We start from the raw sequence: 14,141 nt of genomic DNA, 5'->3' as shown, positions 1-14,141 counted from the left end.
GGATGCTCCTTAGAGGGACGGGCTGGCGGGTTCGACAGGGGCCAGGGAATCGGGCGGACCCTCGGCCCGCGGCGTGAAGCTCTCGTAGACGCCGTAGGCGACGATGCGCTCTGCGAGTGAGTACAGCGGCGAGCAGGCGGTGAGGGTGATGTACCGCTCCCCCGTTTCGACCTGCGGCATCTGCGGCACGTCGGCGAGCACGTCGACCTGACTGGGCTTGACGTACTCGAGGGAGCGGAACCGGTAGGTGAACCAGCCGTCCGGCGTCTCGACGACGATGGCGTCGCCGACCTTGAGCTTGTCGAGCTGGTTGAAGGGCTTGCCCCAGGTCGTGCGGTGTCCGGCCATCGCGAAGTTGCCGACCTCGCCGGGCATCTTCGAGTTGGTGTAGACGCCGATGCCGAGGTTGTCGAGGGTGCCGGAGCGGGTGGTGCCGCCGAAGATGCCCTTGTTGTAGTCGGCGCCGAAGCGCGGGATCAGCATCTGACCCATGTGCTCCTGCTCGGCGGGATGCGCAGGAATCACCGGCTCGTAGGTCGTCGTGCCGTCGTCGTTCTGCACGAGAGGCGGAAGCTCGGGGGTCGGAGCATCCGCCCACTCCTCCGACACCGAGGCACCCTCGTCGTTCTTCTGCGCGCTGATGATGATGTCGCCGATCCACATCTGCCAGGCGACGAACAGCAGCACCAGCACACCTGCGGTGAGCAGGAGTTCGCCGAGCACGCTGGTGAAGGTGGCCCGCGAGCGGCGCCGTCGATGACGGACGCGTCGCTCCCCCGCGACGACGGATGCACTCATGCGCCCGATCCTATCCCGGCGCTCTGAACGCCCACGCCGTGAGTGCCCTATGAGTCGCGCGACGGGCGGGCGGCTGAGGCCGTGGCGCCGGTGCGGCCGGCCGAGCCTCGGCGAAGTGGGCGTACGCGCGACCGCGGGAAACCGCTCTCGGTGGGACCGGGTGTCATGGGTAGAATGTCGGCATGGCACGAGACCGCAAGATCGAAGAGACCGAAGTGACGCGCGCCGACGGCGACGCCGCGCCCAACGCGGTGTGGTTCAAGCCGCTGATGATCGGCTTCATGCTGCTGGGCCTCGTCTGGATCCTCGTGTTCTACATCTCCGGCATGCAGTTCCCGATTCCGGGGCTGGACAACTGGAACCTCGCGATCGGTCTCGGCATCGCCCTCATCGGCTTCCTGATGACCACACGCTGGCGCTGACCGGCATCCGCTTCTTCACGAAAAGGCCCCTCCTCGGAGGGGCCTTTTCACATGTTGTCCCCGGTTTTCATCCGGTTCTGCACTGCTTTCCCCCGGTTCTACACAGCGTGACCACAGAGTTATCCACAGACTTCTCCACACCTGGGGAGAATTACACGGGTGTTATTCACAGGTCTTAACAACTCTGTTAACAACTCAGGAGAAGGAGAAGACCACCAGCGGGGGGATGAGGAACGCGGCGGCCAGAAGCAGGATCACCACTCCGGCGAGCGACACGATGAGCCACACTCGCTGCTCGCGACGCCGCAGCCGCGTGAAGAGGAACGACACGAGCGCGCCGACGACGACACCACCGAGGTGCGCCTGCCAGGAGATCCCGCCGGAGAACAAGCCGAACGCGAAGTTGATGCCGAGGATGATGAGGATCCCCGTGACGTTCGCGCCGATGTGACGACCGATGATGAGGAGCGCCGCCATGAGACCGAAGATGGCTCCGGATGCCCCCTGCACTCCGGTGAGCGGTGCGAGGCACGCCGCCATCACGGAGCCGCCCAAGCCGCTGATCAGATACAGCGCGAGGAAGCGCGCCCGACCGAGCATCGGCTCGAGGATCTGTCCGAGCATCCACAGGGCGAGCATGTTGAGGCCGAGATGGATGAACCCGCCGTGGACCAAGAGCGCCGTCAGCAACCGCCACGGCTCGAACGGGTACACCGACACGGTCGGCATGATGTACGGCGCTGCGAAGAACAACTGACTCTCGAGCGCTTGACCGAAGCCCGGGATCATCTGCACGAGGCTGACGAAGGAGGTGATGATCAGCAGCACATAGGTGACCAGCGGCCGGCCAGCCCGACCGTTGCCGATCGCGACCGCCGAAGCCCCGCTGCTGCGACCCCACCTGCGCGCGGCGCGCTTCTGTGCGGGGGTGCGGTTCTTGCGCTCGGCCTTCATGCATTCGGGGCAGATCACGCCCACCGCGGCCTGGGTCTGGCACTCGGGGCAGATCGTGCGCATGCAGCGCTGGCAGAGCACGAAGCTCTGCCGATCCGGATGCCGATAGCAGTAGTTGTCTCGATTGCTCGTGAACTCGGGGCTCGTCATCCGGATCGGCTCGCTCGAAAGGGTGTCAGGCAGCGACGATGTCGACCGACTGGAGGACGACCGGCTCGATGGGGCGGTCGCCCGCTGCCGTGGGGACCGAGGCGATCTTGTCGACGACGGCCTTCGAGGCGTCGTCCGCGACCTCGCCGAAGATCGTGTGCTTGCCCTGCAGCCACGGGGTCGGATCGGTGGTGATGAAGAACTGCGAGCCGTTGGTGCCCTCGGCCTGACCGGTGATGGCGTTGCGACGCAGACCGGCGTTCGCCATCGCGAGGATGTAGGGCTCGTTGAAGTTGAGCTCGCCGTGGATCTCGTCGTTGAAGTTGTAGCCGGGGCCGCCGACGCCCTGTCCGAGGGGGTCGCCGCCCTGGATCATGAAGTTCGGGATGATGCGGTGGAAGATGACGTCCTTGTAGAGAGGACCCTCGCCCGGCTTGCCGGTGGCGGGGTGCGTCCAGTCCTTGGTGCCGTCGGAGAGGCCGACGAAGTTCGCGACCGTCTTCGGAGCGTGGTCGCCGAAGAGGTTGATGACGATGTCACCGTGGTTGGTGTGCAGAGTTGCGACATGAGAAGCGTGAACCATGCCTGTATTCTCGCAGAGCTTCTCAGGGAGAGGACTGACTAGCGTGCTCGGCGAACTCGCGCAAGGGTCCGGCGATTCCCTCCCCCTGTTCAGACTCGCATGGCAAGATGGGGAACCCGTACTCCAATGGACAGGAGAGCATCGTGAGCCTCAGCCGCAAGCGGAAGAAGGAACTGCGTCGTCTTCAGGACGACGCGACCCAGCTCTGGGAGAACCAGCAGGTGCTCGTCGGCCACGCCGCCGATGTCGCTCGTGAGGCCGGCCGTCAGCTCGGCAACTTCAGCCGTGAGCAGGTCGCCCCTGTCGTGCAGGACACGTACAACCGCCGGGTCGCCCCGGTCGTCGACCAGGGCGTGCGCTTCGGCAAGCACGTCGTCGACGACAAGGTCGTCCCGATCGTCGGCGGCGTCGTCGGCACCGCGCTCAGCGCGTGGGATGTCGCGAACGCCAAGCGCCACGGTCTGAGCGCGCCGCGTGCACGCGTGATCGTTCCCGAGAAGAAGGGCCTCGGCCTGGGTTCGGTCGTCGCGATCGTGCTCGGTGCCGCGGCAGCGGTCGGCGTGCTCTACGCCGCGTGGCAGGCGCTGCGCGCGGACGATGAGCTCTGGGTCGCAGACGACCCGCTCACTGCCCCCGACGCGTGAGCGACGACGTCACCCATTCCCGGGTGAAGGATGCTGCGGCGGCTCGCGGTCTCGAGATCGAGATCCGCGAGCGGCCGCAGGCGAACAGCCTCGTCGAGGCCGCCGCGCTGCTCGGCATCGATCCCTCCGGCATCGTGAAGACCCTCGTCGTCAAGCGCTCGGACGACACCTATCTGTTCGCGCTGGTGCCGGGTGGTCGTTCGATCTCCTGGCCCAAGCTGCGCGCTGTCGTGGGCGTGAACAAGCTGCGTCTGCCCGAGCCGGACCTGGCCCTCGCAGCGACAGGTTACGAGCGGGGGACGATCGTGCCGATCGGCAGCACGACCGACTGGCCCGTGTACGCCGACGAATCGATCGTCGGCCAGCGCATCGCCATGGGTGCCGGTGCGCACGGCTACAGCCTTTTCGTGGACGCCGACGACCTCATCTCTGCGTACGGAGCGGTCGTGGCCGACATCTCGGTCCCCGAGGAACCTCGCGGCAACTGAGCTTCGGCGCCTGCCTTCGGCGCACGCCCTTCGTGACGAAAAACGCCCGTCACAAGACCATCGTCTCGCTGCGCTCGCTCAGGGATCGAAGAAGGTCAGCGGAGTCCGGCCATCCGCAGGGCGATGTCGATGAGCTTGACCCGCTGCAGAGCGGCCGCGTCGCTCAACGAGAACCACTCCGCCCGGTCGGTCGATCCCTCGGTCTCGAACCGCAGCTTTCCCCCGGTGACCTTCGCGCGATAGACGATGCGAAGAGTGTGCAGCGGCACGGACGACTCCTGCACACGCTGGCTCGCGGGGATGACCCGCGAATGGATGCCGAGCAGTTCGCCGACCTCGACCGTGTAGCCGGTCTCTTCGCGCACCTCGCGCCGCACGGCCGCCTCTGGCGCTTCCCCTGGCTCCAGCCCGCCTCCCGGCAGCGTCCAGGCCAATCGTCGGCCCTCTGTCCAGCGCGCGAGCAGAAGCCTGTCGTCATCATCGGTGACGACGGCATATGCCGCGACGCGCATGTCCATGGGTCACACCCTAGCCTCCTGGCCGACGAGCCGGCCGCCGTGTGTCGTGACGCGGGCGTCACGATCGATCAGGAATCGAGAAGCACAGGTTCTCGCAGGTTTCTAGGCTGAAGGCACCACCGACGAGGAGACACCATGTCCGATACCAAGAACTTCACCGACGAAGAGCGCGAGGCCATGAAGGCCGCCGCGGCCGAGAAGAAGACGGCGCGCTCGCGCGCGAAGAAGTCGCCTGAAGAGGTGCGCGCCGAGGGCGAGGCCGACCTCAAGGCCTCGCTCGAGAAGCTCACAGATGCGGATCGCGCGATCGCCGAGGGGCTGCACGAGCTCGTCACCGAGGCCGCTCCGCACCTCGTGCCGCGTACGTACTACGGAATGCCCGCCTGGGCCAAGGAGGGCAAGGTGCTGTGCTTCTTCCAGCCGGCCAGCAAGTTCAAGACCCGCTACGGCACTTTCGGGTTCGAACAGCCGGCGGCTCTCGACGACGGCACACTGTGGCCGACCGCGTATGCCGTGCTCGAGCTCGATGACGCGAACCGCGCCTTCCTCAGCGAACGCGTCCGTCTCGCGGCCGGCTGAGGCCGCACGGTGCGGTAGGGTCGTCTGCATGACCCGTTGGTATGCGTATTTCGAGTCGGCTCTGGAGGGGCCGTCGCGACACTGACGCGTACCGACACCTTCAGAGCCGACAGGGCAGAGCATCCGCTCTGCCCTTCGCCGTTTCGGCGGGCTCTGCACCGGGTCCGCCGTCCGACAGGACAGGACACATGAACACCATCGACGCCACCGCCGACCTGCACGTCGCGGGCTTCACCACGATTCCGTCGCCCTCCGAGGTCGCCGCCGAACTCCCGGTGGGCGAGGAGCGCGCCGCGCTCGTCGCCCACACCCGTGACGACATCCGCCGGATCATGAACGGCGAGGACGACCGTCTGCTGGTCGTCGTCGGTCCGTGCTCGATCCATGACCCCGATGCCGGTCTGGAGTACGCGGGCCGGCTGGTCCGTGAGGCGGAGAAGCACCGCGACGACCTGCTGGTCGTGATGCGCACGTACTTCGAGAAGCCGCGCACGACCGTCGGGTGGAAAGGACTGATCAACGACCCGCACCTCGATGGTTCGCACGACATCGAGGCCGGCCTGCGCATGGCTCGGTCGTTCCTGCGCGATGTGACCGCGCTCGGGATGCCGACGGCGACGGAGTTCCTCGAGCCGATCAGCCCGCAGTACACGGCCGACCTGATCAGTTGGGGCGCGATCGGCGCTCGGACCACCGAGAGCCAGATCCACCGCCAGCTCGCATCGGGCCTCTCGATGCCGATCGGTTTCAAGAACGGCACCGACGGAGGGCTTCAGGTCGCATTCGACGCCGCATCCGCAGCATCCGCTCCGCAGGCCTTCCTCGGCATCGGCGGCGACGGACGCGCGAGCCTGGTGACCACGACCGGCAACCCCGACACGTCGGTGATCCTGCGCGGCGGCGCCGATGGGCCGAACTACGGCACCGAGCACGTGCGTCGCGCCTCGGAGCGGCTGGCCGCTGCCGGGCTCGTCGACCGGCTCGTGATCGACGCGAGCCACGGCAACAGCGGCAAGGACCACGTGCGGCAGTCGGTGGTCGTCACCGAGCTCGGCGCTCAGATCGCGACCGACGGTCGGGCGATCGCCGGGGTGATGATCGAGAGCAACCTCGTCGCCGGGGCGCAGAAGCTCGACGTGGACGCGGGGCCTGCGGGACTCGTGCGCGGACAGAGCGTGACGGATGCCTGCATGGGCTGGGATGCGACGGTCATCGCGCTCGACGAGCTCGCGGAGGGTGTCCGCCGTCGGCGGTGACGTGCGGGCGTCAGGCGCTGCGTACGCTAAGCAGCTGCCAGCCCTCGGGGACCAGAGCGTGCAGTCCGTCGAGGTCGTCGGCCTGGATCTCGGTGACCTGATCGCGACGTGCGAAGGTCCCCTCGGTCTTGAGCACGGCGGCACCCTTGATCATCTCGACGGGCGAGGAGATCAGGTCGAAGCCCGCGGGGCGGTGGGACTCGAGCAGCGTCTGGATCTCTTCGAGGCTCGCGCCTTCGACGCGGACGGACGTCGTTTCCACGGGACGCATGAGACCGATCAGCACTCCTCGAGTGTACGCGGCGCCTCGGACACCCGGTTGCCGAGCGAAGAGCGCAGCGACGAGACGAAACGCCCAGACGAACGAAGGGCACCCCGCCTCCGGGGAGGAGGAGACGGGGCGCCCTGGGTGACCGAGGCTCAGGCCTGAGACCTGCGCCTCAGCACGAGGACACCGCCCGCCGCAAGCAGGGCGAGCAGCAGCCCGACCAGCACCACGGGAACCGTGCCGCCCGTTCCAGCGAGACCGTCACCGCCGCCGGTCACCGCCGCAGCGGTCACCGTCAGGGCAGCCTCATCGGAGAGGCCCGTGGTGGCTCCGCTCGCGACCACAGTGTGGTCACCGGCCGGTGCATCCGCCGGGATCGTGACGTCCACGCGGAACGATCCGTCCGTCGAGGCCACCACGTCGGTCAGGTGGACCGGCTCGGAGTGCAGCACGATCGAGACCGTCTCCCCCGCTCCGAATCCGCGACCGACCACCTCGAGCGATCCGCCCTGTACCACCGATGTGGCACCGAGGACGATCTCGGCATCCAGCACGGGGGTGTCCCGCACCTCGATGGTCAGTGGCGCAGACGTCGACTCGAGGAAGGCCTCGGCATCCGTCGGCGAGAACCGCGCCACGAAGGTGTGCGCACCCGCCGTCTCGATGCGGACCTCCGCGACGGCGGTGCCGCCCGAGACAGGTGCCGTGCCGACCACCGTCTCGCCCTCGAGGAACTCGACCTGACCCGCGGCCTCCGTCGGAGCGACGGTCGCGATCAGCGACACCGACTCCCCCGCCACGACATCGGTGGCCGTGGTCGACAGCTCGGTCGTGGTGCTCTCGGCACCGGACGGCTCGGTCACGACCGTGATGAGCGCGCGGGCCTCGACGTTCGAGACGCTGCCGATCGCGATGACCGGATGCTCGCCGTCGACGGCATCCCGCGGCACAGTCACCTCTGCGCTCACGACGCCGTTCTCGTCGGCCTCGACCACCACCGGCTCCTCGCCGTCGATCCGGATCGAGACGCTCTCGCCCGGGGCGAAGCCCTCGCCTGCGACGTGGATCGTGTCACCGGCATGCGCCGTCGCAGCATCGACCGTGATCGTCGGCGTGTACTCCGGCATCGGGTCGACGACCGCGATCTCCAGGGAGGCGTCAGCGGAGCGAGCTCCGTCGTCGGCCGTCACGGTCACGGTGTACATGCCGGCTGCGGCATACGTGTGACCCGCGTTCACCGCGCCGTCCACGACCTCGACCGTGGTGAGCGGAGAACCGTCGCCCCAGTTGACGACCGCGCTCGACTCGGCTGCATCCGCACCCGAGACCGTCGCGAGCTGCGCGTCGAACGCCTCGCCCGTGATCTGCTCACCGACGGATGCCGCCTCCACGGTCAGCCAGTTGGACGTCGACCGGTCGCCGTCCGAGGCGATCGCGAACACATGCACACGTCCCTGGCGGAGCGTTCCCTCCTCCTGCGGCATGGTCAGCGACTCGACCACCTTCGGCGCGCCGTCGGCGTCCAGGTCGAGCACGATCGGCGCTGTCGCGTAGATCGCCGTGTTCTTGATCGACGACTCCGCCGAGGTGCCGGACAGACGTCCCTCCGAGACCGCGAGCACGGAGTTGCCGAAGGCGGGGTTGCCCGAGGCTCCGACCCAGTCGCCGAAGGAGATCTGCACCCGTTGCTCTGTGCCGTCCGTGAAGTGCAGCACGGCCTCTGGCTGGCGGGCCTTCTCGGTCGCGGTGCCGACGAACGCGATCCGCGTCGCGCCGGTGCCGAGGTCGAGTCGGACGGTCTGTCCCTCACCCGTGATGTTGTCCGGCGCGCCAGGGGCGACCGCGGGCAGATCGTAGGTCAGGCCGGTGTCACCGATCGGGTGGGTCTCACCCTGCACGAATCCGTCGGCGGCCAGTTTGTCGCGGAAGTAGCCGTAGCCCTGGTCGTCGCAGTTCGCGGCCGTCCGGTCGAGGTCGCCGATGCAGACGTTGGCGAAGCTGCCCGCGAGCGTCTCATCGCGGTAGACGACGACGGTGGACGACGCGGACGCCGTGGCACCGGTCGAGTCCCGCACGACGATCGACGCCGTGTAGGTACCCGGTGCGGTGAAGGTGCGCGGTGCGCTCACCTGCCAGCCGCCGAGGTCGTCCTTCGTGAGGACCGCGTCCACCGCTCCGTCGCCATAGTCGACGGTCACCGTGTAGCCCGCGGCATCCGTCTCCTCTCCGATGATCGTGGCGAGGCGTCCTGCGAAGGCCGTGTCGACCGCGACCCGCTGCTCGGAAGCGGGCGTGATCGACAGGCCCTCGGCTCCGGCCGCGGTGGCGAACAACTCGATCTCCGAGAGCGACAGCGCGGCGCCCGTGGTCGTCAGAGACAGCTTGAAGCTCGTGAAGCCGCCCGAGCCCTGCACCGAGAACGGCCGGGTCTGGGTGTCCCACGTGAACGCCTCGTCCTGGCGGGCGTCGAGCTCGGTCCAGGTCGTGCCGTCGGTGGAACCCGAGAGCGTCCAGCTCGTCGGAGCAGTGCCCTTCGCCGCATCCGTCAGCGTGTACTGCCCGACCGAGACCGGACCCGAGGTCGACGACCAGACCAGCTCGGCCGTGGTGCCCGAGAAGGTCGTCTTCGAGTTCATGTTGTCGTCGTTCAGGGCGCCGACCGCGGTGCCGTCGGTCGCGACGAGCGTGCCGCGGCCCGCCTTGGTCGCATCGACCAGAGCGACCGGAGCCTCGACCGGGGCGGTGAGGTCCTTCGCACCCCACTCCGAGGGGTCCGTGCTCATCGTGAACTCGAGAGTGCCGCCGGCACGGACGAGGTCTCCGTCGAACGTGGTGTCGGTGATCGGGGTGCCGTTGATGCTGACGCCCGCGACGTAGTCCGCGCCCTCGGATGCTCCGGCGGCCTCGACGACCAGATCGGTGTCGCCGATCGACAGCGTCGCGCTGTCGAAGAGCGGCGTGCCGATCGTGTAGTCGCCCGAGCCGACCTCCAGCGGGTAGAAGCCGAGCGCCGAGAAGACGTACCAGGCCGAGAACTCGCCGTTGTCCTCATCGCCGGGGTAGCCCTGTCCGATGTCGGAGCCGACGAATAGACGGTCCTGGATGTCGCGGATCAGCTCCTGCGCGCCCGAGGGGTCGCCTGCTTCGGCGAGCACGTACGGGATGTGGTGCGCGATCTGGTTGGACATGCCGAGCATTCCCAGGCGCACGTCGCGCGCCTCACGGGCCTCGTGGATGCCGGAGTGGTCGGCCTTCTCGCGGGTCGTGAGGAACTCGTGCAGGTTGTCGATGAGTCCCTGGCGCCCGCCGTAGAGAGCCGAGAGGCCTTCGACGTCATGCGGCGCGTGGTATCCGAAGGTCCACGCGCTGGCCTCGGTGAAGGCACCGCCCCACGCCTTCTTGTCGAAGTCGGCACCCGAGGTCCAGCTGCCGTCGGCGTTGCGCGAGGTGAAGGTGCCGGCATCCGGATTGAACATCTCGGCGTAGTGCTCGGCGCGGGCCTCGAAGTAGACGGCCTCCTCCTTCAGCTGCTCCACGCGGGCGGCCGGGGTCTCCGGGTCCTCCGCGAGGGCCTTCGCCATCTCGGCGATGCCGAAGTCGTTGATGAAGCCCTCCAGACCCCACGATGCGCTCTCGTGCGTCGAGGCCTCGGTGTACCCGAGGAAGATCGACTGCGCGAGTCCCTTGCGACCCACCGCGTTGGAGGCGGGCAGCACGGTGGCGTTCTTGACCGCCGCGTCGTATGCCTCGAGCGCCGTGTCGGTGTCGAGGGCGCCGGCGAGGTACGCCTCGGCGAACGCGACGTCTGAGCTCGTGCCGGTCATGAGGTCGGCGTACCCGGGCGAGGACCAGCGGGCGATCCAGCCGCCGTCACGGTACTGCTGCACGAAGCCGTCGACCAGTTCCTGGGTGACGTCGGGGTAGAGCAGCGAGTAGAGCGGCCAGGCGGTGCGGTAGGTGTCCCAGAAGCCGTTGTTGACGTAGATCTTGCCGTCGACGATCTTCGCGTTGGTGGTCGTGTCCGTCGCGGCGCCGGTGGTGGGCGACACCGGGCTGGCGTACTTGTAGACCGGGTCGGCCGCGGTTCCCGTGTTCTCGAACTGCGAGTTGGGGTACAGGTTCAGCCGGTACAGGCTCGAGTACAGGTTCACCAGCTGCGCGTCGGTCGCGCCCTCGACGTCGTGCACGACGCCCAGGCGGTCGTTCCAGGCATCCTGCACGGCGGCGTGCGCCTGCTCGAACGAGACGCCGGCGAGCTCGAGGTCGTAGTTGTGCCGGGCCTGATCCTGCGAGATGAAGGAGGTGGTCAGGCGCAGCTCGACCGAGCGGTCGCTGGAGGTGTCGAATGCGGCGTAGCGAGCGGAGCTGCGGTTGCCCTGCGGGGTCTGACCGGATGCCGAGGGGGCGCGGTCGAACGTGCCGTAGACGAACATGCGGGTGCGGCCGGGATAGCCGGAACCGCCGTCGACCCATCCGCTGACGGTGTCACCCGAGATCGTCAGCTTGGACTGCTCGATGAGCTGGTCGACGATCACGGAACCCGCGTTCCCCGCGAAGGTGAAGCGGTAGACGACGCCGTGGTCGGTTGCGGTCACGTCCGTCGTGATGCCGTTGTCGAACGCGACGCTGTAGAGGTCGGGGCGGGCGATCTCGTTCTCGTGGCGGAAGGCGAGCTTGCGCGCATCGAGCGACGAGCTCGGGTTCGCGGTCGCCGCGGGCATCACGGCGAGCGAGTTGCGGTCGCCCATCCAGATGCTCGGCTCGTGCGAGATGCCGATGCCGTTGAGGGTCGGCACGTTCTGCGCGTTGTTCGCGGACTGGTAGTTGTACAGCGTGCCCGCATTGTCGGCGTTCGTCATCGGGGTGATGAAGTTGAAGCCGTTCGGCCACGCGGTCGCGGGGAAGTTGTTGCCGCGCGAGAAGCCGCCGGAGGAGTTCGTGCCGCGACGGGTGTCGACGTAAGAGACCAGGCCGTCCGAGGTGTCGCGCGGGGTGGCCGGTGCGATCGTCACGTCGTCGAGCCACCCCGTGAACGCGGTCTCGCCGGAGGGGATCTCCACGGCCTTCACGTCGTCACCGGGGTGGTCGTAGGTGAAGAGGATGTCCTCGACCGTGCGTCCGGCGAACTGCCCCAGGTCGACGGAGATCTTGTTCCACTGATCGGGCCACAGGCTGTTCGAGCTCCCCTGCTCGCGCGCACTCACGCCATAGCCGTTGGCGTCGACCGCACCCGTCGTCGACAGGGTCGTGCCGTCGGTGAAGCGCAGGTCGACCGCGACGAAGGTCGCCGCGTAGGTTTGCCCGCCGTCGAGCACCGGGAAGACGAGGTACGACAGCTCGGTGTCGTCCTCGACCGCGACGTCGACGTCTTCGTAGAGCGCGGTGGTCGAGCTCGCAGGACCCGCGGCGAGGTGACGGCCGGAGTACTGCAGCGCCTTGACGCCGGTGAAGCCGACGCCGGTCTTGGCCGTGTAGGAGCTCTTGGGTCCGGAGCCGACGGAGAGGTAGAGGTCGGACGGCGGCGGAGTCACCCCATCAGCGGAGATGGGCTCCCAGCCAGCCAGCTGGACGATGTTCTTGCTGGGGTCGCGGGTGGCCTGCACGTCGAGCCGGTAGTACGTGTACGCGGGGCTCGGCGTCGCCAGCGTGAAGCTGCGGGTCTCGCCGCGCGAGGCGAACATCTCGCCCGTGCGCTGGTCGACCGTGGTCCAGGTCGTGCCGTCGTTCGACCCCTGGATGCGGAAGTCCTTGGGGTCGCGTTCCTGCGCATCGTTGCCGGAGGTCAGCGTGTAGCGGACCATGGGCTGGGCCGTGTCGAGCCGGTACTGCACCCATCCCGTGTTCGCGAAGGCGAGCCACTTCGACCCCGCATCGCCGTCGGCGAGATTGGCGGCGACCTCGCCGGGTGCGTTCTGGGCGGATGCCGTCACCTCGGCAACCCCGCCGAGCACACTGCCTGGCGTGAAGCGGTCGCCGCTCACGTTGACGGGGGTTCCTGCACCGGCCAGGACCGGTGCGGTGTCGCCCGTCTCGAAAGACGAGCGGAACGATGCCGCGCCTGCGGCCGACGCCTGCAGAGGCGTGAGGGTCGCGAGTATCACCGCCAGCGCGATGCCTCCGGCGATCCAGCCTCTGCGGCGTGGTCGGATGTCCCTCTGGATGGGAACAGTCATGGTTGCTCCTTGAACTCCACTGCTGTGTGTCGTCATGCGCGGTCGATGTGCGGCAATTCCGCAGCATCCGAATGACAGCGCTGTCATAATAGAAGGACGCTATCACAGCCGATGCGTGCACGGAAGGACGGATCCCCACCCGACCGACCGCGATAATGAGAGCGACCTCGGACCGGGGTCGAAGGAGGGGGACGATGAACGCACCGGAGACGTCGCCGCCGACCCGGACGACTCTCGCCCAGGTGGCCGAGCGTGCCGGGGTCAGCCTCAAGACGGCATCCCGCGCCCTGGGCGGAGAGTCGTATGTGAGCGAGAAGACGCTCGCACTGGTCCTCGCGGCTGCGAAGGAGCTCGACTACCAGCGCAACTCCGCAGCGAGTCTGCTGGCCTCCGGGCGCCTGGCCGACTCGATCGGCCTGATCACCGGCGACTTCACCAACCCGTTCTACTCCGCGCTCGCCCAGGGGATCGAGGACGAGATCCGAGCGCACGGCATGCACCTGTCGGTGACGAACTCGCGGGAGTCCGCCGAGCAGGAGCGCCGCGTCGCCCTCGACCTCGCCGACAGGCAGACGAAGGCTGTCATCACGGTGTCGGCCATGCCGGACCACAGGGATTACGCCGCCCTGCAGGCCCGCGGCATCCCCGTCGTGTTCGTCGACCGGCCCGCCGAGGACGTCGACGCCGATTCCGTCGTGTTCGACAATCGCGACGGGGGACGCCTCGCGGCCAGGCACCTGATCGACGGAGGCCACGACCGCATCGCGTTCATCGGCGACTACGCCTGGCTGCCCACGTATCGGCAGCGCATGGCGGGCATGGGCGACGTGCTCGATCCGACCGGGTCGACCTGGCGGGAACTGCTGCGCACGGACGCCCACGACGTCGCCTCGTCACGGGCCTGCGTGCGCGAACTGCTGGCGCTCGAGGATCCGCCCACGGCGATCGTCGCGGGGAACAACCGCATCCTGCTCGGTGTGATGGAGGAGATCGCCGGATCGGATGCTCCACCGGCGGTGATCGGGTTCGATGATCCCGAGTGGGCGCAGGTGCTGGGCGTCACGGTGGTCTGCGGCGACATCGAGGAGCTCGGGCGGCGGGCCGCTCGGCTCGCGGTCCGGCGTCTGGCCGATCGCTCAGGCGCCGTCGAGAAGGTCGTGCTGCCGATGCGGTTGGTCGTGCGGGGTTCGAGTTCTGCGACCTCCCCGCGCTGAGTCTGCGCACGTGCGTCCGCCCGAGAGGCGGTCGGCGCCTCCCCGAGGTCGTGGCGCCGATGCACGGTTTTCGAGAACCGAGTGCTGTGCGTCG

12 protein-coding genes are annotated in these 14,141 nt (G+C 68.1%); 6 read left to right on the top strand and 6 right to left on the bottom strand.

The features are described 5' to 3' along the window. Positions 1-9: 9 nt before the first annotated feature. Complete coding sequence (locus tag ACI3KS_RS14480; RefSeq protein ID WP_404919244.1) at positions 10-798, bottom strand: class E sortase; 789 nt, start codon at positions 796-798, stop codon at positions 10-12. Positions 799-980: 182 nt separating this feature from the next. Between ACI3KS_RS14480 and ACI3KS_RS14475 the strand changes: the two genes are divergently transcribed. After that, the gene (locus ACI3KS_RS14475) at positions 981-1,220 is read left to right on the top strand and encodes a cell division protein CrgA (protein WP_404919243.1); all 240 of its coding nucleotides are present in this window, start codon (positions 981-983) and stop codon (positions 1,218-1,220) included. A 195-nt stretch (positions 1,221-1,415) separates the two neighbouring features. On the opposite strand, the gene ACI3KS_RS14470 is transcribed toward ACI3KS_RS14475, so the two are convergent. Next, entirely contained in the window at positions 1,416-2,324 is a 909-nt protein-coding gene (locus tag ACI3KS_RS14470; RefSeq protein WP_404919242.1) for a rhomboid family intramembrane serine protease, read from the bottom strand. A gap of 25 nt (positions 2,325-2,349) precedes the next feature. After that, complete coding sequence (locus ACI3KS_RS14465; protein WP_404919241.1) at positions 2,350-2,907, bottom strand: peptidylprolyl isomerase; 558 nt, start codon at positions 2,905-2,907, stop codon at positions 2,350-2,352. A 143-nt stretch (positions 2,908-3,050) separates the two neighbouring features. Here ACI3KS_RS14465 and ACI3KS_RS14460 point away from each other — a divergent pair, with 143 nt between their 5' ends. Next, positions 3,051-3,551 (top strand): DNA helicase, encoded by a 501-nt coding sequence (locus ACI3KS_RS14460; RefSeq protein WP_404919240.1) that lies wholly within the window; start codon positions 3,051-3,053, stop codon positions 3,549-3,551. Then, positions 3,548-4,039 carry an aminoacyl-tRNA deacylase gene (locus ACI3KS_RS14455; protein ID WP_404919239.1) on the top strand — a complete coding sequence of 164 codons (492 nt, stop codon included), beginning with the start codon at positions 3,548-3,550 and terminating at the stop codon, positions 4,037-4,039. The genes ACI3KS_RS14460 and ACI3KS_RS14455 overlap by 4 nt, the downstream gene beginning before the upstream one ends. Positions 4,040-4,134: 95 nt before the next feature. Here ACI3KS_RS14455 and ACI3KS_RS14450 read toward each other — a convergent pair whose 3' ends face one another. Next, complete coding sequence (locus tag ACI3KS_RS14450; RefSeq protein WP_404919238.1) at positions 4,135-4,557, bottom strand: NUDIX hydrolase; 423 nt, start codon at positions 4,555-4,557, stop codon at positions 4,135-4,137. A 135-nt stretch (positions 4,558-4,692) separates the two neighbouring features. On the opposite strand from ACI3KS_RS14450, the gene ACI3KS_RS14445 reads away from it, so the two are divergent. Then, on the top strand, positions 4,693-5,136 hold the full coding sequence (locus ACI3KS_RS14445; protein WP_404919237.1) for a hypothetical protein: 444 nt from the start codon (positions 4,693-4,695) through the stop codon (positions 5,134-5,136). A 188-nt stretch (positions 5,137-5,324) separates the two neighbouring features. After that, positions 5,325-6,392, top strand: a complete 1,068-nt coding sequence (locus ACI3KS_RS14440) for a 3-deoxy-7-phosphoheptulonate synthase (protein WP_404919236.1) — start codon at positions 5,325-5,327, stop codon at positions 6,390-6,392. A gap of 10 nt (positions 6,393-6,402) precedes the next feature. Here ACI3KS_RS14440 and ACI3KS_RS14435 read toward each other — a convergent pair whose 3' ends face one another. After that, the gene (locus ACI3KS_RS14435) at positions 6,403-6,678 is read right to left on the bottom strand and encodes a hypothetical protein (protein WP_404919235.1); all 276 of its coding nucleotides are present in this window, start codon (positions 6,676-6,678) and stop codon (positions 6,403-6,405) included. A 134-nt stretch (positions 6,679-6,812) separates the two neighbouring features. Then, complete coding sequence (locus tag ACI3KS_RS14430) at positions 6,813-12,833, bottom strand: GH92 family glycosyl hydrolase (protein WP_404919234.1); 6,021 nt, start codon at positions 12,831-12,833, stop codon at positions 6,813-6,815. Between the two features lie 194 nt (positions 12,834-13,027). Here ACI3KS_RS14430 and ACI3KS_RS14425 point away from each other — a divergent pair, with 194 nt between their 5' ends. Then, on the top strand, positions 13,028-14,047 hold the full coding sequence (locus ACI3KS_RS14425; RefSeq protein WP_404919233.1) for a LacI family DNA-binding transcriptional regulator: 1,020 nt from the start codon (positions 13,028-13,030) through the stop codon (positions 14,045-14,047). Positions 14,048-14,141 lie beyond the last annotated feature (94 nt).

The organism is Microbacterium sp. ZW T5_45, from assembly GCF_044987415.1.
In the GTDB taxonomy this organism is placed as follows: domain Bacteria; phylum Actinomycetota; class Actinomycetes; order Actinomycetales; family Microbacteriaceae; genus Microbacterium.
Note: the sequence above shows the minus strand (reverse complement) of the source record. Positions and strands in the feature narration are given on the sequence as shown.